Raw genomic sequence first — 20,883 nt, forward strand, 5'->3', positions numbered from 1 at the left:
TTTATTGGGGATATCGATTATTACACGGAACCCGGGAGCTTGAATCACAGGGGCAAAGGTCCATCATACGGCTATAGACAAACTAAAAACACGCCACAATCGATGACGTGTTTCCAGCTATTTATCCGATTTTTGCTGCTGCCCGTTCAAATATTTTTTCAGCTTTTCGATCGCTCTTTTTTGAATCCGCGATACGCTCATTTGGGAGATGCCCAGCATTTGGGCAATGCTTCTTTGCGACTGATCCTCGTTAAAAACAAGCATAAGCACCTTTTTTTCCTCCTCTTTTAGATAAAGGAGCGCCTCGGTTAAGTCCATCCTCTTCTCAATCGTCCCGAAATCGTCCGTATCGCTGCCAATTAAATCACCTATGGTAGCGCTTCCTTCATCGTTGGCCAGAGGAGTGTCCAGAGATACATAATTGTAGCATTCTCTGCCCGCTAACACTTCGATCGTTTCCTCCGTCGTCAGCTCCAGAAACTGCGCTATTTCATCGACGCTCGGAGAACGCTCCAGCTTCATCGTCAGCTCATCAATAGCCTGCTGAATAAGCAGCCCCTTTTCTTTAATCCTGCGGGGAACCTGTATGTACCATGACTTATCGCGCAAATAATTTTTCATATGCCCGATCAGGCTTTTCATCGCGTAAGCCTCGAATTGGATCCCCAATTCACTGTCGTACTGCTTAAAAAGACGCAGCAAAGACATCTGCCCGACCTGGTACAAATCTTCATATAGGTCCGGGCGATTACGGGACATTTTACCAGCAGCCATCTTGACAATAGGCTCGTAGTGCAGAAGTAATGTCGTGGCTATCTCATTGTCTTCCGTTTGCTGATAAAGAATTATAGTTTTGATCATATCGTTGGGATCGCGTGTGGCTTGTTCCGAATTCATGCCAATTCCTCATTCCTTTGGAGAAATTTGGTCAGTATAACCTCCGTCCCGGATTCAGTATGCACCTGAACTTCGTCCATCAGTGCCTGCATCATAAAAATACCTAAGCCCCCCGCGTTAATTTCGCTCAACGATTTGTCATGCAATGATTCCGCTTGGCTTTCCTTGTGCTCGTAATCGAAGCTGGCCCCCTCGTCCTTGACGCTGATGCGAATGCCGTCCTCACGCATTTCAAACCTTATTTCCATCTGCCCCTTTTCTTCCCCCTGGTAAGCATGCAGGACAGCATTATTGCACGCTTCCGCCACAGCCACCTTCATATCTTCGATTTCCTCGTAAGAAAAACCCCATTTAGAAGCGATACCATACAGAGTTAGGCGGACAATGTCCACAAATTCGGCATCTGCGGGAACCTTTAAAGTGACATTGTGGTTTTGTAATTCTTTCATATGATCTCTTCTTTCCTTTCCGATGACCCCTCTAGCGGGCAAATGTATTGTGAGATCCCCGTAATGTCAAACAATCTTTTAATTTTCGGGGGAATTTCTTCCACTCCAAAAGGCGCCTTAAGCGCATCTCGGGTTTTTAAAATCGAAACGAGAATACCGATTCCGGTGCTGTCGATATATTTCAAATCCTTCAGATTTAAGGTCAAAGCTCTTTTGGTTTGATTAATGAACGGCTCCAAATCAGAACGCATCTCGGGAGCTACCGATAAATCAAGTTCACCGCTGAGATAGATGACAATTTCTTCCGCCATCACTTCCTTATAGATGTTGAACTTTTTTTCTTGGTTCATACAAAAATTCCTCCCATGTGTCCATGCTAAAAATCTGACATTAATCCAGCCTGGCGCTGCGTTATCTGTAATACTCATTATATACCCTATAAACCATTAGGTTGAAACATAATTTTCACAAATCTCGATCGTTAGTTAATCAGGAACAGACTTGTATATTCGATTATGGTTAAAAAAGTGGTTTTTGGGGTAAATAAAGAACAGTCAAGCAAGTCCAACTCTAATATTCAGGAGGTAACGATATGCCTAAAACAATGACTTCCGTAACGACGGTATTGAATCAACAAGTGGCCAATTGGTCGGTTATGTACATGAAGCTTCACAATTATCATTGGTATATTACCGGAGGCCATTTTTTTACGCTTCATGAAAAACTGGAGGAGCTGTATACAGAGGCTGGCCAACATTTGGATGATTTGGCAGAACGCTTGCTGTCTCTGGGCAAAGGTCCGGTCGCCACAATGAAGGAATGTCTGGAGATGTCCTCCATCCAGGAAGCTACAGGCAAGGAGTCCCCTACCGATATGATCCGCACCGTTTCTAAAGATTTTGAAACGATCATTAATGAAATGCAGGAAGGAATTAAGACGGCCGAAGAGGAAGAAGACGAGCCGACCGGAGATATGCTGATTGCTATTCAAGGCTCTTTGCAGAAGCATAAATGGATGCTGGATGCTTTTTTGAAATAGACTCTTATAAGCCGTAACAGACTGAAGCTATAAAAGACGTATGATTCACACCGCCTTTAATCAAGGCGGTTTTTTTCCATGTTAACGCCGTTGGAAAGATCCCCCTCTTTTGCATGATGGCTCTGCGCAATTTTGTAGCTCCGGCTGCCGAAAGAAGCTGTATAGGTCATTCGAAAACATAGACATGGCAAAGAAGCCGATTATCCATACCATCGGAAAATCGGCACTGCATCGATAAATAACTCGATTGGCGAGAAGTCTGACTAGCCCCCTCCCGGTATTGTCGCAGATTCAGGAGGCACCGGTTTAAGGAATCGGGTAAGTCCGGTCATATCGAACAGCCTTTGGATCTTGGAAGGTATGGATTCCACATAGAAGTCAGCATTCATTTCCGTGCGGCATTTCAATAGTAATACCAATTGGCCTATCCCTGAGCTGTCGATGTAAGTCAACTCATTCAAGTTGATAACCAGCGGCTTCTCTTTCCTGCTTGCTACTCTTTCCGATATAACGCGGAAGGAGGAGGATGCGGCGAGATCCAGCTCTCCAGACAAATAGAGAGTAATCCGGTGCGCAGTCTCCTTATACTGGGTGTGGAACCTTCTGGAAGACAATGGATTCACCTCAACGACTTATTGACCTATAGTTTAACAAAAATAGAATCAAATTTCATGGCTTTCCCCTCCGTTTCAGTCCCTTCCGGACCGGGTAATGACGAGTAAGCCGGCCTCTTAACCAGAAAGGAGCAGCAATTATGGATCAACATAAAAATGTCGATGTCGAAAGAAAAAATACGAATGTAGAAAAGAAAACCGACAACAGCTTGATCGCGGCCACTTTCATAAAATACTTGGCCTATACCGTTATTTTTTTCGGGGGATTGTATTTCCTGGTGAATTATGTCTTCCCTATGTTCCGATGAGACTGGTCATTCCGACTCAAACAAAAAACACGGACAATTCCGTGTTTTTTAAATTTTGCCGTTTTCCCCTTCCGGAGCTTCGTCGAAGCTTAAGTTAACCGGTCCATCCGGAAGCTCATCCGGTGATTCGATATTGGTTGTAGGCACTTTATCGTCCACTTCGTCCAACCGCAGACTGTCAACCCAGATTTTCCCCGCCCCATACAGCAATACCCCAAAAGCTATCTCCTGACTATCTTTCGGAATATCCAGTACAATGCTGTAAGGACTCCAGGAAGTCGTTCCCGTGATCGGCCGATTGCCCATATTATCAAATCCAAGCAAGTCTCCGTCTTTCCCGTCTATTCTCATCCATAAGCCCGCCCATCCATCCACCCGTTCTGATTTGGCGAAGCCGGTGAATCTTAACCTTTTGCCGACATAATTCTTCGCTTTGAACATTTGCATCATAGTGGCGAAACCTTCCATTTGGTGGGATTCCGATACTAAATAACCCGCTGAACGGCCTTGATGGGTTACGATCCGATCCACTCCCATGCTGTAAAGATGGGGATGACTTCCCGTCAGCATCCATCCATAAGGCTCCTGCTTGATTCCTTCCATTCGATTCTCCTTCTCCCCTCGATTTAGTAAGCTAAGAACATATTTACGGTACTTGCCGGGTGTCATGTGATATACTCTTTTGAAAGCCCGGGTAAAGGCTTCCTGAGATTCAAACTGAAATTCGAGAGCTACCTCCAAAATTCGGCGATCCGTAGAAATCAACTCGGCAGCGGCGCAGGCCAATCTTCTCTTCCGGATATATTCGGAGGGGGTTTCTCCAACATAAGCTTGAAAAAGTCTGTGAAAGTGGTACATCGAGAAAGAGGCCTCGCGTGATACCCTTTCCAATGACAGTTCTTCCGTCAGATTCTCTTCAATAAATCGGATGGAGCCTTTGACCATCCGGACATGCTCATTGTAGATCATCCACCGCTGCCCCTCCTTCCGTAAATCAATGCTTGCCGGGCACAGCTCATCTCTTATTAGTATCTGTACGTTATTGAAAGCCCCGATACTAGAGTACTTTGGACAGCGGCCCCTTCCAAATTGGAACTCTATCCCTAGCTTACCACGCTGCATGACTTCCTATTTGATCCATCTTGCTGTATCGTCTTTGGCAACATGGGGATGATGTTTGGGCCCTGTTCGGGATTTTTTAATTTTTGAAGGACTGGCCAGCGTCTTGCCGGAAGTATTATTCCCACACCCGAAGTTTCCTCCTACTCCTGTTACTTCAAAAGGTGAAAACGACTTCTGGGAAAAAACAAATTTGGATGAGGTCGGAACGGATGCCTATATTAAGTATATTGGCGTGAAAGCATACGAAATAGGGGCAAGAATTGTACGGAAGTATCTTTCAACACATAACGTCTCTATTATAGAGGCTCATAACCTCTCTAACGAAGAATTGTACTGGAATAGCGGATATCCGTTATTGAGATAGATGATTTTAGGTATTTATTTCTTGGCAAAAGTGTATATATTTTATCAGTTCTGCGATTCCTTTCAATTGAAGTAATAGTTGATTATTCAGATTTTCCAAAGCCAACTGAAAGGATCGTTCGATTTTGTCATAGTTTTGTGTGTCCAAACTTTAAGTGTTACAATAACATATTTCAAATAAAACCCCCAATATATAAAGGTCGGGGAGCAGAAAACCGAAAGATTGCATGAATGTTATATGATGATTGTATAAACATTTTAGGAGGGATAAAAATGGAAAAGGATATAAAACTTACGGATGAATCAGAGCTAAAAGTTGGTTTAGTTGGGAACCCCGACTCTACAACAATCATGCTTCCTGTTGCTAAAGAATCTGTATACGGACAAGAAGCCGAAAACCTAAAGTTGTGGGGAGTAGACCCCGAATTAGGAAAACATTTTGTTGAGGGACTCATGGACAAGTTCCAGATTTTATATTTCGACTATGAAGGACACCGATTACAACATCCGAACCCAGAGAACCTCACACCTGAAAGCATAGTAAATGATCTACTAACCATTGCTAATGAAATGAACGTTAAAAAGTTTAGCTATTATGGTTACTCTTGGTTGGCTTTAGTTGGATTACAATTAGCCATTCGGACAGACAGACTAGAAAGCTTAATCATGGGTGGTTTTCCGCCAATAGAGGGTCCATATAAAGAAATGATGGTAGTGACAAATAAAACATACCAACAAGCTTTAAGTAATCAAAATTGTTCTGTTATTGATGAACAAGACCATATCAGTCCAGAAAAGGTTGATTGGGAGAACATACAGGTAAAAATCGATACGGATCAAACTAAACAGTTTGTTACAATGTACGAAAATTTGATGGAATTTGATGATCGGGAAATTCAACATAAATTAGATATTCCGAGATTGGCGTTTGCCGGGGAGAAAGACACTATTGTTTATGGAGAAAACTTCGGCAATGTAACCGTTGATATTATCGGTATACTTCAGAAAAACAAACAAGAATTAGAACACCTTGGATGGGATATAGAAATCTTAAAAGGAAATGATATGGATCACACCAAAGCTATGCAGCCTGTAACGGTTCTGTCATTGATAAAGCGTTGGTTGATTAAAAGTTTGAATATAACCCGTTAATATAGTAAATCGATAGCCTAATCTTACAGATATCCGGATTAAATCCGTCTCTTACTTGTTGATTCGGAAACATGATCCGGTTCGTGTGTTGATCATAGTAAAGCATAAGACCGATGTTCGGATTTGGGGATCGTCCTTGACAGAAAGTCCTTAGCCGACTAGATGTAATTTCTACAGTTAGTTTTTGCTTTTTTCGCTAAATAGCCGAACTAAATGGAAAAACTGCCGTTAGAAATGGGGATTAAGATGGATTAGCTAAATTGGGTCCGAACTAGCTGTATAATTTCCAGTTAGATTGTAGAAAATCGTCTGATCTGGCTTATTTACCTACATAAAATCCATTTAGTTTGGCGGTAAAGGAAGTCAAGCACGGATTTTCCGCTAAATGGATGGGCAGGGCATGAATATAAATAAATCGGAGAGGTGTTTAAATGAGCAACCGGATCATACCCAAGGCGCTGCAATACGGGGATTGTATTGCCATTACAGCGCCTGCAAGCTATGGAGAAATAGATACGGCCAAAGCGGTCAAACGCCTGGAGAGTCTTGGACTTAGAGTCAAGCTCGGCGAGACGCTGCACAAGCAGTATGGATATTTAGCAGGGACAGATCAGGAGAGAGCGGATGAGTTGAACTCCATGTTCGCGGATTCTTCGGTTCAAGGCATACTCTGCGCTCGCGGCGGTTATGGAACGGCACGGATGGCGGATTTGCTGGATTATGAGCTTATAGCAGCAAATCCGAAGCCTTTCTGGGGATATAGCGATATTACTTTTCTGCATACTGCCATAGGGATGAAGTCAGGACTGGTCACGTACCATGGCCCGATGCTTATCTGCCTTGCCAAGGAAAACCTTCACCCGCATACCTGGCAAAGCATGGAACAGCTCGTTAAATCAGTTCCTCTGAATTATACGGAGGAACTATCGCCACTGCACGTTCTCGTCGAAGGAGAAGCTTCGGGACCGATCATTGGCGGGAACCTCTCCCTTATAACAAGCAGCATAGGCACTCCGTATGAAATGGATACGCGGGACTGCCTTCTATTACTCGAAGATGTGCAGGAAGAACCTTATCGTGTAGATCGCATGTTGAATCAGCTGAAAATGGCTGGCAAGCTGCGGGAGGCAGCAGGCTTTATCATTGGCGATTTCACGGATTGCGATTCTAACAAACACACGAACGGCTTATCCTTGCAGCAAGTGTTGGAGCATTACCTCGTCCCTATAGGCAAACCTGCCCTGTCAGGCTTCCGGATTGGCCATGGCGATGTCAATATCGCGGTTCCACTCGGTGTCCCTTCGTTGTTAAACACTGCGGAGAAGTCACTCAAGCAGTTAGTATAGCAAAAGGATCAGCGCCATTCGGGCTGTTCGTGATAGAATTCCCGATATCACATGCCAAGTACTTATTCCTTTTACACCATTCCTAGATCATGTCTCCACTTTCTCACATACTGTCCAAAGGTCATCACAAACCTCCATAATATTGCATTTCTATTCAATTCAATACCCGTCTATTTTTATACCATTTTTCTTCCGCCGCGCTTAATAAGTAAGAGGGCTAATAATGTTCTCTTATCACAGCGCCACGAAAAGGAGGGATTCGGTATGACTTGGGATATTCTTATTCAGATCGCTAGTCTCGTAGTGAATATCTTATGTTTGTTGAAAAAAGTTTAATGAAAAAAAGAGCCGTTTACATGTTTACATGCGGCTCTCTCTCCATCGATTTACAACATATAAGTTTATTGTAAATATTCATATTTACCTTGAACGAATATTTGCCGGATGATAAGATTAGAATATAAAAGAGAGCCGAGTTGCGACCTCGACTCTCAGTAAGCAATAGCCGCTTTTAGGCGGTGGCTATCGGAAGCGTGAAATAGACCGCAAACCTTTGTCGGAGGGCGGTCTATTTCCTTTTATGGAACTTAGTAAAACATAAACAAAAAGTGGATACTAATCGATTTTGGTCTTTGCCTGGGGGAAAAGTTGAGAGAGGAGAGACTCTGGAATATGCGATGAAAAGAGAAATGTTCGAAGAGACAGGACTGGATGTGGATATTCAAAGATTATTATACGTTTGTGATAAACCTGAGGAGCAGGTATCTCGAATACATTTTCTTTTCCACTTAAAGAAAGTAGGCGGTACAATAACTTTACCTTCCAATTTGTATGATGAAAATAACATAACAGATATTAAATTTGTACCTATAGAGCAGCTAGAATATCTGAACTTTACGAATGTATTTAAAAATCTTGTCTTAAATGATTTCCCTGATGCCGGTCAATATAAGGGACATAAAAGCAATATTGGTTTGTAACATGGATCATTTAGTGATTTCATCCCCATCACTGAATCACTTCAGCTTAATTAAAGCACAGGCGGCAGAATAATACCTCAAAAGAGGTGTTGTACCGTTAAGTAGACTCCAACAGAATCCCTTCGGCCGTCGTCTCCGGCCGGGACTTCCTCGCGGTGCTCTCGGCCTCGGCCATCAAAAAAATCAGCCCGACGACTGGAAATAGGAACACAAATATAGCTGCCTCCACAGCATATTTTTGCCCCTTAAATTTTCGGGCATCCCGATAAACCCACACCGTCTCCAACGTATGTCCAATAAGAAAGGCTATGGAAACTATCAGCCAAATAACTGTAGACACAGAAACAACCTCCGCTCTCCATTCCCTTATTCACCAAGGAACTTGATTATGGAAAAGAACCTTAATTAGAACTGTACTCTCCATTATTGGCCAAAGTTCCCTTTTTCATAACCATTGGAGCCAGTATGAGTAAAACCCTTGGCGGAGTATTTCGGAAAGACAGTATCCCCTGAAAAGTAACCGCAATGAACTTTCTAAGGAGTAGGAATAGGAATCCGTTCGCTGCGCAGCCACTATCATTCCCTTTCAATCAAGGGTTGGCCAACGCCTTCTCGTTCCTAGTCTTAGCGGACATGAATTCCTGCGATAATACAGTTATTGGAACCGAATTCGAACACTCAAAAGAAAAGCCTGCAATGATACATTAATTTTCGTGTTAAAACCAACCGCTCTCCACTGGAACGAGAAAAAGGATGCACTTTTGAAGGCTTTGCTGCGGAAGCGGAGCAAAACGGCCCAAAAGCCTGCAGAATCGCAGGCTTTCTGTAAGCTGCTCGATTTGGCGCTTCTCGAGGATCAAGGCAGAGCGCCGCAGGCTTCCCATCAAGTGCCGCTCAGATGATAATAACGAATGACGGTCAATTCTCCCTTTTCATTATTATAAAGCTTCAATACGTGGGCTCCTCGCTGATAGACCAGCCCGTCCTCCGCTACAAAATCCGGGGTTCCCAATGCCTCGGTTAGCGAATAGAGGTCTGTCTCCAGTTCCTTGTGGTCCATGACAATAGTTCCGGCTTCAGCGGGGACCATGATATAATTTACAACCCCGGACTCCAGACCCACTTCCATATGAGCATACTCATAAATCTCCGTTTCCGGGAAGAAATCATCCTTCTGTACCAACTCCGGTTCACCCCATTGCTCTACTACGCTCTGTCGATCGTCATAGAGGGTGATTCCATTGACCTCTTCCAGTGGCAGGAAGGAGGGCGACGATTCCGAGCTGCTTTCTTCAGCTTTGTCCCCATTGGCATGAGGCAGAGAAACAGGAGCAGCGGAAGACACGACAGAAGTTACATCCCCGCTATACTCGAAACTATCGGCAACTATCCCTCCTGTCGGCTTGCCTATCAACCATATTCCAAGCATAAGGCATAATATTTTCCACGTTTTCCCCATTTCCCGTCCCTCCCTCATTTTGCCGTTGGCCTTCAACCGTTTTGTAAAGTTCTGCGATCCGTTGTACATCTGTTATAAAAAAAGTGCCCCTTTGGAACTCTTGAAGCGATATTAAGACGATCTATTCGTTATTTTAGACAGGACGATAAAAATGGCCAGAAACAATGCCGCTCCCAGCAAAGCAGGAACGACCGGAAATCGAAATAAGGTAGGTCCCCAATCTCCTGCCATGAAGTACCCCAGCCAAGCTCCGGCGAAGGCTATGACCATAGTGGCCGCGATTCCTCCAGGTATCTCTTGCTTTGCTATCCAATGTCCACCACTTCCAATAATCAGCGCAACACCTAGTAATACCAGCAGTATTGTCACAACATACCACCTTCCTGATCCATTCTAAGTTGTCTAATATTTTTTAACCTATGACGTTAATAATGAACCAGTGATTCCCATATCTGGCGGGAGAGTAAAGGAAGCTCTAACGATATAAGCGATTCATTTTTTAAGATTGGAGGGTAATGGAATAGAACGGGACAACCTAAGGAGAAGCCCGATGAAGGAACTATATGAAGTGTGGACGATGAAAGCTTGTGGCAGCCATGCTTGGGGCCGGGCTACGCAGGAACTTAAACGAAAGAATCATGCGAAAGAGATCGCAGACGAGGAGGAGTAATTATGGATAATAAGAAATCGGAGATGGAAAATGACGCCGAGTTGGCGGGACGAGTTGCGCTCGTCACTGGAGCTGGCTCCGGAATCGGCAAAGCGGCGGCGATCCAGTTAGCCGAAGCTGGCGCAAGCATCGGCGCCGTGGACCTTCACGAAGGGGAACTGGCTGAGGTATGCCACGAGATTGAGCAAAACGGGGGACGAGCCCTCCCGATTCCAGCCGATGTCGCTGACGGGGAAGAAATGAATAGGGCCGCGCAATTAACCGTAAAATCATGGGGCCGGCTGGACTGTGTCTTTGCCAATGCAGGCATTAACGGCATGCTGGCCCCTATCGAAGAGCTTTCGATAGAGCACTGGAATCGAACAATCGGGACCAATTTGAGCGGAACGTTCCATACCGTCAAGGCAGCTATCCCCTATTTGAAAAATCAGGGGGGAAGCATCATTATAACGAGCTCCGTCAATGGGAACCGTGTGTTTTCCAATATCGGAATGAGCGCTTACAGCACTTCAAAGGCAGGTCAAGTCGCCTTCATGAAAATGGCCGCGCTGGAGCTGGCTCAATACAGAATTCGCGTGAATGCCATCTGCCCCGGATCGATTTCGACTAATATTGGCGAGAGCACTATTCGCTCCTCCGAGCTCGAAGACGTTAAAATACCCGTCGAATATCCTGAAGGCCGCCATCCTCTTGAGCAGGGTCCCGGATGCCCTGAACAGGTTGCCGACCTCGTCTTGTTTCTCGCTTCCGACCGCTCCTCCCATATTACCGGCACCGCTATCTATATCGACGGAGCGGAATCTCTGCTCAAGTAAAAGGGAAGGGCCTTAATGGTGAAGATGAAGGTGGCTCCCGGTTCATCGTCGGACTCCACACGGATCGAGCCTCCCATCAATTCGACAAGATTTTTGCAAATAGCAAGCCCAAGCCCCGTTCCCCCATACCTGCGGGTCATGGAAGAGTCCAGTTGGGAAAACGGTTTGAACAATAGTTCGCGCTTGCTCTCAGCAATCCCGATTCCTGTATCCTTAACGGTAAATTCGATTTCGAGCCGGCCTTCCTCATCGCGGAGCTTGTTAACTATAACATAAATTCCCCCGCTTTCCGTGAATTTGACGGCATTGCCTACCAGATTGATCAAGATTTGCCGCAATCGAGTCACATCGCCTACCAAATACTGAGGGAGCTCGGGATCGATGGAATACGCCATTTCCAGCTCCTTTTTGTGAGCCGTGAACATATTGAAGGTTTCTTCAATACAAGAGAGCAGCTCGAATGGCTCCTCTTCCAGCTCCATCTTGCCGCTCTCGATTTTGGAGAAATCGAGAATATCGTTAATGACCGCAAGCAAGGCGTCTCCGCTCTTGCGAATGATTTCGGTCAACTCCTGCTGCTCGGGATTAAGCTCGGTTTGCAGCAGGAGATCGGTCACTCCGATGACTCCGTTAAGGGGGGTGCGGATTTCGTGACTCATCGTCGCCAGGAATTCCGACTTGACCCGTGATGCCACCTCTGCCGCTTCCTTAGCCGCCAACAAGTCTTGCTCGGCTTTCTTCCGCTCCGTAATATCGCTGACCGTGCAGGCGAATAAATGATCAGCACCGATATAAGCCTCACCGATCTGGATTTCCGCATGGAAGGAAGAGCCCCACTTGTTGGTTAGCTTCATCTCGCTGATTTTCCCCGTCACGTAGCGCCCTGCTCCCCCTCTCTGTTGATCAAGGTTTTCCAAGGAGGATAAATCAGGGATAAGCAATGTAGCCGGCTGGCCGATCAGTTCCTCTTCCGCATAGCCAAACATGCCGACAGCGGCAGGATTGACCGCCAGAATCGTCTCCCCGGCATCAAATGTAAACATGGCATCGATGGACGTCTCCCCGATGACCCTCGCCTGGGCTTCCGCTTTGGTCAAGCTGAGTGTCGTCAACAGCAGCTCCTTGTTCGCCTTTTCCAGCTTCTTCGTCTGCTCCTCCAGCAGCTTGGCCTGCTTCTGCAGTTTTTTGCTGCTAATAAACAGATTGACGAAGCCCTCAATTTTGGACCTCAACGTCTGGGGGACGAAGGGTTTGACCATATAATCTATCGCTCCGACAGAATATCCCGTAAAAAAATGCTCCGCTTCCTTGCTGGTGGCCGTAATAAAAATGATCGGAATATCTTTGGAACGGTCACGCGCCTTGATGAAGCGGGCGGTTTCGAAGCCGTCCATGCCCGGCATCTGCACATCCATAACGATAACGGCAAATTCCTGCTTCAACAGACAGCGAAGAGCGTCCTCCCCGGACGTGGCACGGACCAGGTTATAATTTTTGTCGACAAGAACGGCCTCCAGGGCAAGCAAATTTTCAGGATGGTCGTCCACCAGCAAAATATTGATGGGATCCGTGTATTCCATGGACTTCCTCCTATCCTCGGATGTTCCTGATCTTTTTGTTGTTCTATATCAGCGGCACTAAAGAAAGCAGTCCTTCCTTTCAAAGGAAAGTGCCTCCGAAGCTTCAAATCTCTTCGGCGCCGCCTATCGAAATTACTTCACCTTGCGGTAAAGCTTCTCTTTATAGTTCAACATTTCGTAGCAATCCGCATGCCGGGTAAAATTAATAGACTCCCGGTTGCCCAAGACTAATACCCCTAAAGGAGCCAAGCTTTCATAAAACAGATGGTGAACGTGATCCTGCAGCTCCTTATTAAAATAAATAAGCACATTTCGACAGAAAATAACATGAAATTCATTAAAAGACCGGTCCGTGACCAGATTATGCTGGGCAAACACGATGTTCTCCTTCAAGAACGGATGAAAGGTGACAGTGCTCTCTGTAGCTGAATAATATTGCGAGAACGCCCCCGATCCGCCGGCCAGCATGTAATTTTTGGTATATTTCTGCATCTTGCGCAAGGGAAAGGTTCCCGTCTTCGCTTGATCGACGATATCCTCGTTGACATCGGTCGCATATATCCTTGACTTGTGATAGAGTCCTTCTTCATGGAGCAGAACGGCCATCGAGAACACTTCTTCCCCCGTTGAACAGCCGGCATGCCATATCCGGATAAAAGGATACGTATGAAGGAGCGGGACGACCTTCTCCCGAAAGGTGAGAAATAAGGACGGATCGCGATACATTTCCGTTACATTAATCATCATGTCTTTCATTAACTGCTTCATGCTTTTCGGATCATGAAGCACTTTCTCCTGAAGCGCCGAAATCGTCTGCAGCTTCATGGCCTGAACCCGATGCCAAATTCGGCGTCTCACGGAATTATAGGCATAGCTGCGCATATCGTAACCATACAGTCTGTAGATTCCTTCCAGCAGCAGCTCGATTTCGATCCGTTCCCGGTCTTCATTCATGTCCGGATCCAATGAAGAGCCCTCCCTCTCCGGTCGTCCGGTTGCTTGAGAACGATTGGTAAGAATGAATAATTCCCCCTCATTTATACAGCCAAACCTTTAACAAGGACAACAATTGGTCCGTATTGATAGGTTTAATAATGTAATCGGAGGCCCCGGCTTCTATACATTTGTTCCGGTCGTCTCTCATCGCCTTCGCGGTCAACGCGATAATCGGCAGCTTCTCGAACCGGAGCTGACTGCGGATCTGCCTCATGGTCTCGTATCCATCCATCTCCGGCATCATAATATCCATCAGAATCAGGTCAATTTCAGGCTTTTGTTCCAGAACCTGAAGCGCCTCCACCCCGTTCTCAGCGAAGCTCACATTCATATGGAACGACTCCAAGACGCTGGAAAGGGCGAACACATTCCGGATATCGTCATCGACCAGCAAAATATTTTTGCCTTCAAAGGCACTTTCTTTATTATGGAGCTCTTCCAGCAGCTGTCGTTTATCCTCCGGCAGGTTGGCCTCCACTCGGTGTAAAAACAATGCCGTCTCATCAAACAATCTTTCGGGTGATTTCACATTTTTAATAATAATCGATTCCGCATATTTTTTAAGCCGGATTTCATCGGACTTATCCAGCTCTTTGCCGGTATAAATAATAATCGGAAGCTGCTTCCACTGGTCTTTGTTGCGAATGGCCTCCAGCAGGTCAAAGCCGGACATTTCCGACAATCCGAGATCCAGCACCATGCAGTCATAGTGACGGTTATCGAGCTCCCGCAGTGCCTCCTGACCGCTGGAAAGAGCTGTAATCTGGACATCCTCGTATCCGATCAGATCTACCAGACTTCTGCGCAGCTCCTCGTCTTCCTCTACGATCAAGAGATGCTTCAGCTTTTTCTCGAGGAAGGTTTGGATATGGGTGAAGGCTTCATCCAATCGCTCCTTGCTTGCCGGCTTCTTCAGATAAGCAATAGCTCCCATCGTCAAGCCCTGCTGGGATTCGTCCACGACCGACATGACATGAACCGGAATATGCCGGGTCTCCGAGCTGTCCTTCAGCCGGTTAAGCACCGACCAGCCATCGACCACCGGAAGCTGGATATCGAGAATGATAGCATCCGGCTGGTATTTACGCGCCAAGGCCAGGCCTTGGTCTCCCCTCAGCGCCGCAATCGTCTTGAATCCTCGGGTGCGGGCCATCTCCATTATGATTCTAACAAAATGGATATCGTCCTCAATGACAAGCAGGACTTTGTCGTTCGGCTCAATGAGGTCGCGGTCATCGTTGATCCCCGGCGATTCCAGAAGCTTGGGATCGGACAGCTTCACCGGAGGAATGATTAATCCGGCGGGCATCTCCGAAGGCTCACCGTATCTTCGCGAAACGGCCACCTCGTTCATCATGTCGCGAACGACTTCCTTCGGCTCGCTTACGGGCTGTTCCGGTGAAGAGACCGGCAAGTACAGAGTAAATATGCTGCCTCGACCTTCCTCGCTGCTCAGTGTGATGGTCCCTCCAAGCAGACGAGCCAGCTCGCGGCTTATAGACAAGCCCAGCCCCGTTCCCCCGTATTTGCGGCTTGTCGTTCCATCGGCCTGACGAAACGCTTCGAAAATAAGCTCTCGCTTTTCTTCCGAAACGCCAATTCCCGTATCAATGACCGAAAAGGCAATCAGCGGCTCTCCGGAATTGCCCGCATCCGTGGACGGTGACTCCTCCGTTTTCACATGAAAGGTAATGCTTCCTTCTTTCGTGAATTTAAAAGCGTTAGAAAGAAGATTGCGCAGAATCTGCTGCAATCGATGAGGATCGGTCTTTATTACACCCGGAACCTCTTCCTCCACGATGACATGGAAGCCGAGGCCGTTCTTCTTGGCTATCGGAGCGAAGTTGCGGCGGACATAATCTTCAATTTCCCCGACAGAATAAGGCTCTATTTGAACTTCCATGCGCCCGGCTTCTACCTTCGATAAATCAAGAATCTCGTCAATCAGCCGCAGCAGATCCATTCCGGACGAATGAATCGTCTCAGCGAACTCGACCTGCTTCTCGTCCAGATTCCCTTCCCGGTTATCCGCAAGCAGCTGGGACAGAACGAGCAGGCTATTCAGGGGAGTTCGCAATTCATGCGACATGTTGGCCAGAAATTCCGATTTGTATTTGGAGGTTAGCGCTAATTGCAGCGCCTGCCGCTCCAGCTCATTTTTGGTTTGTTGGATTTGGCGGTTCACTTGTTCGGTTTGTTCGATCTGCAGCTCCAACTGCTGCGTTTTTTGCACAAGCTCATCATTCGCTTGCTCCAGCTCCTCCTGCTGTCGTTGCAGCATTTCCTCGGAACGCTGCAACGACCGTGTTTTTTCCTCTAGTCGTTCGTTGGATGCTTTCAGTTCCTCTTGCTGGGAGAGAAGCTCTTCGGATTGCGCTTGCAGTTCCTCCGTCAAGCCTTGCGAAATTCGCAGCAATTCCTCCACTCTTTTGCGACCAATAATATCTTTAAGCACGATGCCGACATTCTCACCGAGCTGTTCAAGCAAATGCAGCTGCAGCGGGGTAAATTCGTTCAGCGAGGCCAACTCCACGACAGCTATCAGCTCATCCTCGTAACGGATCGGATGAAAGACCAGATTGACCGGAGTAATCTCGCCCAGTCCGGAGTTAATTTTAATATAATCCGCCGGAACGTCCTTAAGCAGAATCGTCTCCTCGTCCAGGGCGCATTGCCCAACCAGTCCCTCCCCCATCTTAAGACCTTCGCTCGGATGGATCCCTTCCTGGAAGGCATAAGAACCGCTAAGCTTCAAGCGCTTGTTCTGATTCTCGCCCTCCAGCAAGTACATCACGGCATAGCTCGCCCCCAGCATCGGGGTCACTTCGGAAATAAACGCTTGACTGACCACTTCCAGCTCACCCAATCCATTAAGGTGAGTAGTCATCTGGGCCAGATTGGATTTTAACCAGGCCTGTTCCTCGTTAGCCCGGTTCATCTCCCGCTCGCGCTTCGTCTTTTCCTGCAAATCCAGTGCCATAACAGAGAAGGCTTCCGCCACTTCTCCGATTTCATCCTTAGGCGATATTTGCTTAAGCTCTTTCGCATCGATAGTCCCGCTGGCAAAGCTGGAAATCATTTTGGATACCCTATTCAAGCCGCCTGTAATACTGTAAATAATCCAGAACATAATGCCCAGACCAAGTAATAAACCGACAATGCTGAGCAGCAGAGTAAAGGTCAGCGTCGAACGATTATTCGCCCGCGAAGCGAGAAACTGCTCATCCATTCTCTGCTCGTGATATTTGGCCAGCTCATCCAGCCTCTGCTGAAGCGCCTCTGATATTTTGTTACCTTCGGTCTCCCGCAGTTGGGCTGCCTCTCCCCGCTTGGCCGAAGATACCAGACTGATCGCTTCTTTCTTGTAACCGGAATAAGTATCGAAGCTCTCTATAGCGGCTTCCAGCAATTGCTTCTCTTCCGCCGTCTCGGATTGCTCCCCCAATTGATTCAAATACGTCAACGCTTTGGTCGAGGATTCGTTAATTTCCCGGATCAGCGCCTCACGGTCCCGCGGCTCGTTCAATATAAGATTGACGAGCAAATTATTCATCGTAAATACTTCGGTGCGCGTATTAGAAGTGAATTTCACTTTATTGTAGCGATTCTGATAAATTTCATTAATATTTTTATCGATTGAGGATAGCCGGTTAATGCCGATCCCGGCCAGGGCAAACATAAGAAAAATAAGCGCCCCGAATCCGAGAAACAGCTTCGTCCTTATCTTCATGGCCTAGCCCCCTTCTATTAAATGGTGCGGAGAATCCCGTCACTTTTCGGCGTTCGAGATCTGAGGCTTTCGTAGCGAAATAAATGTATATCTGTTGAACTAAAGAATAGCTCTCATTCCGTTCCGAAGGAAAGTGCCTCCGAAGCTTCAAACATCATACTCCTTCCCCAAAAAGTGAAGATGGGCTTCGAAGCGATTCCAGGTACTTTTCGGGGACCCCGAACCAACAGATTCCTTCTATTTGGATGGGCCTTCGGATGGTAGGAATACAAAGCCAAAACTCGCCCTGAAAGCATCTTTCTTTCTCCACTTCATAAGCTATTCAATCATTATATAGATTTACACTGATTTCCTTCTCTACTTAGTCCGAACAATAACGAGACACATATCGTCCTCATGATCGTTGCGAAGCTCCTCCGGCACCAGCCACTGGACAAAGTCTTCCATTTCCATATCTTTGCATTGCTCCAGTTTGGCGGTCAATGCTTGGAAGCCGTCCATTCCTTCCTCCTCCAGAACCTCCATAAGCCCATCGGTAAACATAAAAATACGCGCTGTATCCTTGTAGCGAATAACCGATTTCTCGATCTCGATCTTGTCAAAGAAACCAACCGCACAGCTGCCCCGATCCATCTTGCTTATTTGGTCGCCATCATGAAAGACTACCGCTGGAGGGTGACCGGCGTTAACATATTCGATTTGCTTATTCCGGGTATCAACAACCATATAAATAGCGGTAAAATAGTAGTGAATAAAGTGGTCCTTGCTGTAAAGCTGACTCATATATCGATTCAGCTCATGAATCACCTTCTCCGGATCGGTTAATTCCGTAATCGTGTCTTGAAGAACCGAGGAAATAAACATGCAGACGAGAGAGGAGGAGATGCCATGCCCCATCGTATCCAATAGAATGATGCCGTAACGATGCTCATCAATGGGGAACCAGGAATACATATCTCCAGCCAGTTCCGAGGATGGATAATAGTTCGCGCGAATGTTAATGAGCTCGTCATCGATAGGCAGACTAAGGACGCTTCGCTGCACCTGTTTGGCTAAATCCAGCTCATAGCGGATTTTACGGTCCCGTTCTATGTGCCAATCCATTTCATACTTAAGGCGGAGTGCTGCCCGAATACGGGCCATCAATTCGACCTTGTTAATCGGCTTCATTACATAATCGCTGGCCCCTAGATCAAGAGCTTCCGCCAGCTTATTGGAATCACCTAAGGCCGTCACGATAATGATCGGTATATCCTTGAGCCGTTCAACCTTTTGAAGCCTCCGGCAGGCTTCCAAGCCGTCGATCTCCGGCATCATCAGATCAAGCAAAATTAAATCGACGTCGCAATCCATCGGTTCGTCGGAATCGATTTTTAAATAATCAAACAATTCATGTGCCGAGTTCACTTTAATACAGTCGGGGTAGCCTTCGTTCTTTAAAATTTTTTCGATGATAATCAGATTGACCGGATTATCGTCAACAACCAGAATACTCATAAGGCGAGATACTCCTTTGTGTAAATACTTGTTATAGTCAAAAACCATATTATCGCAGAATCCTTATCCTAATGCTAAAGCGCTGTCGGCCTTCACAATAAGTGTAACCCAGGCCCGGAACCTATGTCCACGATGCATAAGTTCATAAAGTGAGCAAGAACCGCTCTCTGGTCATGATTGGCCTTATATTCCTGCCGTCCGAAAGTTCATGAAGCTTTGGAGGTCCTTCCTCTGGAGCAGAAGGAAACTTTCTTTAATGCCATTTAATAGGAAGGAGTTCTTCATCTGGAAAAGAAATTTATTATAGATCATTAAAAAAATCTAAGAAAGGAAAAGCTTCACTGTTGCCTCCAATACCTAGCCGTGCAAGGGGACCGGTCTCATGGAGCAATGTAATTAACATTTGTGTATATGAATGATTCATAATCTGCGTAAAGGATACTCGCGACTTGAGTCGTGAGAGGAATTTACGCCCTTCTCTTATTAGTCACACCCCTTTACTCCTCCTCTTTTGATTAGATAAGTGATCTTACACTTATTTCTGAATTTCTGCTTCAAACAGGAACATATGTTTGATATAATGGAGTGTGTAGGATTAGGGTGAGTAACTTACAGCCTAGCCGAATCTTAACGTGAAGCAAGGTGACTTGACTTGAAAATCACTTTAACCGCCAAAGTGAAAATCTTACCCACTCCTGAACAAATCGAATGGTTACGACAGACCCTAGGGGCTTACCGTCTGGCAAGTGATCACCTGTCCAAGCTTGTATTTGAAGAGAAAATTCTCTCCAAGACGAAGCTGCATCAGTTGACGTATCGGGAGCTGCGTTCTACCTTTTCCTTACGATCTCAAATGGCTCAATCGGTCATGCGAACGGTGATCGCTCGGTACAAGTCGTTAATCGGCAATCGCCACCTCTGGACATTCGTCCGGTTCAAGAAACCGGAGCTCGACCTCGTTTGGCGTCGAGATTACTCGTTTACGCAACGGATGTTTTCCATCAATACCGTGCATGGCCGCATCAAGGTGGCTTATGAATCGAAAGGCATGGAAACGTATTTCGATGGATCCTGGTCCTTCGGGACCGCCAAGTTAGTCCACAAGCGAGGGAAGTTCTTCTTACATCTCCCAATGACCAAAGAAGTGGAAGAAGTCTCGGATCCATCTTTGAATCAAGTAGTCGGATTAGATATGGGCATCAACTTTGTTGTGACCAGCTATGACTCCCAAGGTCAATGTACGTTCTTTCACGGTAGACCCATTAAGAATAAACGCTCGAAGTACAAGCATTTGCGAAAGCAATTGCAGCAACTAGGGACAGCCTCTGCTCGCCGTAAGTTAAAGCGGATCGGGGGACGAGAAAACCGCTGGATGACAGATATCAATCACCGGATATCCAAGGCACTCGTCCTCCGATATGGGGCCCATACGTTGTTTGTACTGGAAGACTTAACGGGTGTTCGAAACCGTACAGAGCGGGTTCGGGTCCAGGATCGTTATGAAACCGTTTCTTGGTCCTTCTATCAGCTGCGCCAGATGATCACGTACAAGGCCAACCTCCATGGAGCCAAAGTAATGGCGGTTGATCCCCGTTATACATCACAAGCCTGCCCCAAATGTGAGCATACAGAGAGAGCCAATCGGGATAAGAAGAGGCACTGCTTCTGTTGTCAGAAGTGCGGGTATCGCTCGAATGATGATCGCATTGGCGCTATGAATCTTCAGCGCATTGGAATCCAGTACATCGCTGAAGTGACTGCATAGGTATACCTATGCAGTCGGGCAGCAGTCAACCTGCCTATGGTAACGCCACCCCAAGGAAGGAGGCTAACCGCCGCACTCACTTCCGGGCAGTTACAAGCTCG

At 46.4% G+C, this 20,883-nt stretch carries 20 protein-coding genes and 2 pseudogenes; 9 read left to right on the plus strand and 13 right to left on the minus strand.

Annotated elements, in window-relative coordinates:
* Nucleotides 1–117 precede the first annotated feature (117 nt).
* Genes KJS69_RS16050 through KJS69_RS16060 form a run of 3 tightly spaced genes read right to left on the minus strand, consistent with a single transcriptional unit; the run spans nt 118 to nt 1,696 of the window.
* Nucleotides 118–897, minus strand: coding sequence for a sigma-70 family RNA polymerase sigma factor (locus tag KJS69_RS16050; protein ID WP_213584802.1), 780 nt, complete (start codon nt 895–897; stop codon nt 118–120).
* Nucleotides 894–1,346 (minus strand): anti-sigma B factor RsbW, encoded by a 453-nt coding sequence (gene rsbW, locus KJS69_RS16055; protein WP_213584803.1) that lies wholly within the window; start codon nt 1,344–1,346, stop codon nt 894–896. The genes KJS69_RS16050 and rsbW overlap by 4 nt, the downstream gene beginning before the upstream one ends.
* Nucleotides 1,343–1,696, minus strand: a complete 354-nt coding sequence (locus tag KJS69_RS16060) for an STAS domain-containing protein (protein WP_213584804.1) — start codon at nt 1,694–1,696, stop codon at nt 1,343–1,345. Before KJS69_RS16060 ends, rsbW begins: the two co-directional genes overlap by 4 nt.
* A gap of 242 nt (nt 1,697–1,938) precedes the next feature.
* On the opposite strand from KJS69_RS16060, the gene KJS69_RS16065 reads away from it, so the two are divergent.
* Nucleotides 1,939–2,385, plus strand: coding sequence for a Dps family protein (locus tag KJS69_RS16065; RefSeq protein ID WP_249730556.1), 447 nt, complete (start codon nt 1,939–1,941; stop codon nt 2,383–2,385).
* Between the two features lie 263 nt (nt 2,386–2,648).
* On the opposite strand, the gene KJS69_RS16070 is transcribed toward KJS69_RS16065, so the two are convergent.
* Nucleotides 2,649–2,999 carry an STAS domain-containing protein gene (locus KJS69_RS16070; protein WP_213584805.1) on the minus strand — a complete coding sequence of 117 codons (351 nt, stop codon included), beginning with the start codon at nt 2,997–2,999 and terminating at the stop codon, nt 2,649–2,651.
* Nucleotides 3,000–3,139: 140 nt separating this feature from the next.
* On the opposite strand from KJS69_RS16070, the gene KJS69_RS16075 reads away from it, so the two are divergent.
* Entirely contained in the window at nt 3,140–3,307 is a 168-nt protein-coding gene (locus KJS69_RS16075; protein ID WP_213584806.1) for a hypothetical protein, read from the plus strand.
* 48 nt (nt 3,308–3,355) lie between these two features.
* On the opposite strand, the gene KJS69_RS16080 is transcribed toward KJS69_RS16075, so the two are convergent.
* Nucleotides 3,356–4,273, minus strand: a complete 918-nt coding sequence (locus KJS69_RS16080) for a helix-turn-helix transcriptional regulator (protein ID WP_213585005.1) — start codon at nt 4,271–4,273, stop codon at nt 3,356–3,358.
* 211 nt (nt 4,274–4,484) lie between these two features.
* Between KJS69_RS16080 and KJS69_RS16085 the strand changes: the two genes are divergently transcribed.
* Complete coding sequence (locus KJS69_RS16085) at nt 4,485–4,793, plus strand: DUF2268 domain-containing putative Zn-dependent protease (RefSeq protein ID WP_213584807.1); 309 nt, start codon at nt 4,485–4,487, stop codon at nt 4,791–4,793.
* Between the two features lie 6 nt (nt 4,794–4,799).
* Here KJS69_RS16085 and KJS69_RS29705 read toward each other — a convergent pair.
* Nucleotides 4,800–4,940 (minus strand): annotated as a pseudogene (locus tag KJS69_RS29705) (MerR family transcriptional regulator); the annotation flags it as partial.
* 125 nt (nt 4,941–5,065) lie between these two features.
* Between KJS69_RS29705 and KJS69_RS16090 the strand changes: the two are divergent.
* The 3 genes and pseudogenes from KJS69_RS16090 to KJS69_RS16100 all read left to right on the plus strand — a co-directional run.
* Nucleotides 5,066–5,944: an alpha/beta fold hydrolase gene (locus tag KJS69_RS16090; RefSeq protein WP_213584808.1), complete on the plus strand. Its 879-nt coding sequence runs from the start codon at nt 5,066–5,068 to the stop codon at nt 5,942–5,944.
* Nucleotides 5,945–6,375: 431 nt separating this feature from the next.
* Nucleotides 6,376–7,290 (plus strand): S66 peptidase family protein, encoded by a 915-nt coding sequence (locus tag KJS69_RS16095; RefSeq protein ID WP_213584809.1) that lies wholly within the window; start codon nt 6,376–6,378, stop codon nt 7,288–7,290.
* Between the two features lie 599 nt (nt 7,291–7,889).
* Nucleotides 7,890–8,270: pseudogene (locus KJS69_RS16100) on the plus strand (NUDIX domain-containing protein); the annotation flags it as partial.
* Between the two features lie 97 nt (nt 8,271–8,367).
* Here KJS69_RS16100 and KJS69_RS16105 read toward each other — a convergent pair.
* Nucleotides 8,368–8,610 carry a hypothetical protein gene (locus KJS69_RS16105; RefSeq protein WP_213584811.1) on the minus strand — a complete coding sequence of 81 codons (243 nt, stop codon included), beginning with the start codon at nt 8,608–8,610 and terminating at the stop codon, nt 8,368–8,370.
* Between the two features lie 421 nt (nt 8,611–9,031).
* Here KJS69_RS16105 and KJS69_RS16110 point away from each other — a divergent pair, with 421 nt between their 5' ends.
* On the plus strand, nt 9,032–9,172 hold the full coding sequence (locus KJS69_RS16110) for a hypothetical protein (RefSeq protein ID WP_213584812.1): 141 nt from the start codon (nt 9,032–9,034) through the stop codon (nt 9,170–9,172).
* Here KJS69_RS16110 and KJS69_RS16115 read toward each other — a convergent pair.
* Complete coding sequence (locus KJS69_RS16115; RefSeq protein WP_213584813.1) at nt 9,154–9,729, minus strand: hypothetical protein; 576 nt, start codon at nt 9,727–9,729, stop codon at nt 9,154–9,156. The genes KJS69_RS16110 and KJS69_RS16115 overlap by 19 nt on opposite strands.
* Nucleotides 9,730–9,840: 111 nt before the next feature.
* A complete protein-coding gene (locus tag KJS69_RS16120; RefSeq protein ID WP_213584814.1) occupies nt 9,841–10,098 on the minus strand; it encodes a GlsB/YeaQ/YmgE family stress response membrane protein in 258 nt (85 codons plus the stop codon).
* A 324-nt stretch (nt 10,099–10,422) separates the two neighbouring features.
* On the opposite strand from KJS69_RS16120, the gene KJS69_RS16125 reads away from it, so the two are divergent.
* Entirely contained in the window at nt 10,423–11,214 is a 792-nt protein-coding gene (locus KJS69_RS16125; protein WP_213585006.1) for an SDR family oxidoreductase, read from the plus strand.
* Here KJS69_RS16125 and KJS69_RS16130 read toward each other — a convergent pair.
* From KJS69_RS16130 to KJS69_RS16145, 4 genes are all read right to left on the minus strand, one after another.
* Nucleotides 11,181–12,794: an ATP-binding protein gene (locus KJS69_RS16130; protein ID WP_213584815.1), complete on the minus strand. Its 1,614-nt coding sequence runs from the start codon at nt 12,792–12,794 to the stop codon at nt 11,181–11,183. The two genes, KJS69_RS16125 and KJS69_RS16130, sit on opposite strands and share 34 nt — an antisense overlap.
* Before the next feature lie 132 nt (nt 12,795–12,926).
* The gene (locus tag KJS69_RS16135) at nt 12,927–13,748 is read right to left on the minus strand and encodes a CheR family methyltransferase (protein ID WP_213585007.1); all 822 of its coding nucleotides are present in this window, start codon (nt 13,746–13,748) and stop codon (nt 12,927–12,929) included.
* A 79-nt stretch (nt 13,749–13,827) separates the two neighbouring features.
* The gene (locus tag KJS69_RS16140; protein ID WP_213584816.1) at nt 13,828–17,520 is read right to left on the minus strand and encodes a response regulator; all 3,693 of its coding nucleotides are present in this window, start codon (nt 17,518–17,520) and stop codon (nt 13,828–13,830) included.
* Nucleotides 17,521–17,877: 357 nt separating this feature from the next.
* Nucleotides 17,878–19,017: a SpoIIE family protein phosphatase gene (locus KJS69_RS16145; RefSeq protein ID WP_213584817.1), complete on the minus strand. Its 1,140-nt coding sequence runs from the start codon at nt 19,015–19,017 to the stop codon at nt 17,878–17,880.
* Nucleotides 19,018–19,669: 652 nt separating this feature from the next.
* On the opposite strand from KJS69_RS16145, the gene KJS69_RS16150 reads away from it, so the two are divergent.
* The gene (locus KJS69_RS16150) at nt 19,670–20,782 is read left to right on the plus strand and encodes an RNA-guided endonuclease InsQ/TnpB family protein (protein ID WP_213584818.1); all 1,113 of its coding nucleotides are present in this window, start codon (nt 19,670–19,672) and stop codon (nt 20,780–20,782) included.
* The last annotated feature ends 101 nt before the right edge of the window (nt 20,783–20,883 follow it).

The sequence above is a fragment of the Paenibacillus sp. J2TS4 genome (genome assembly GCF_018403245.1).
Lineage (GTDB): Bacteria > Bacillota > Bacilli > Paenibacillales > NBRC-103111 > Paenibacillus_L.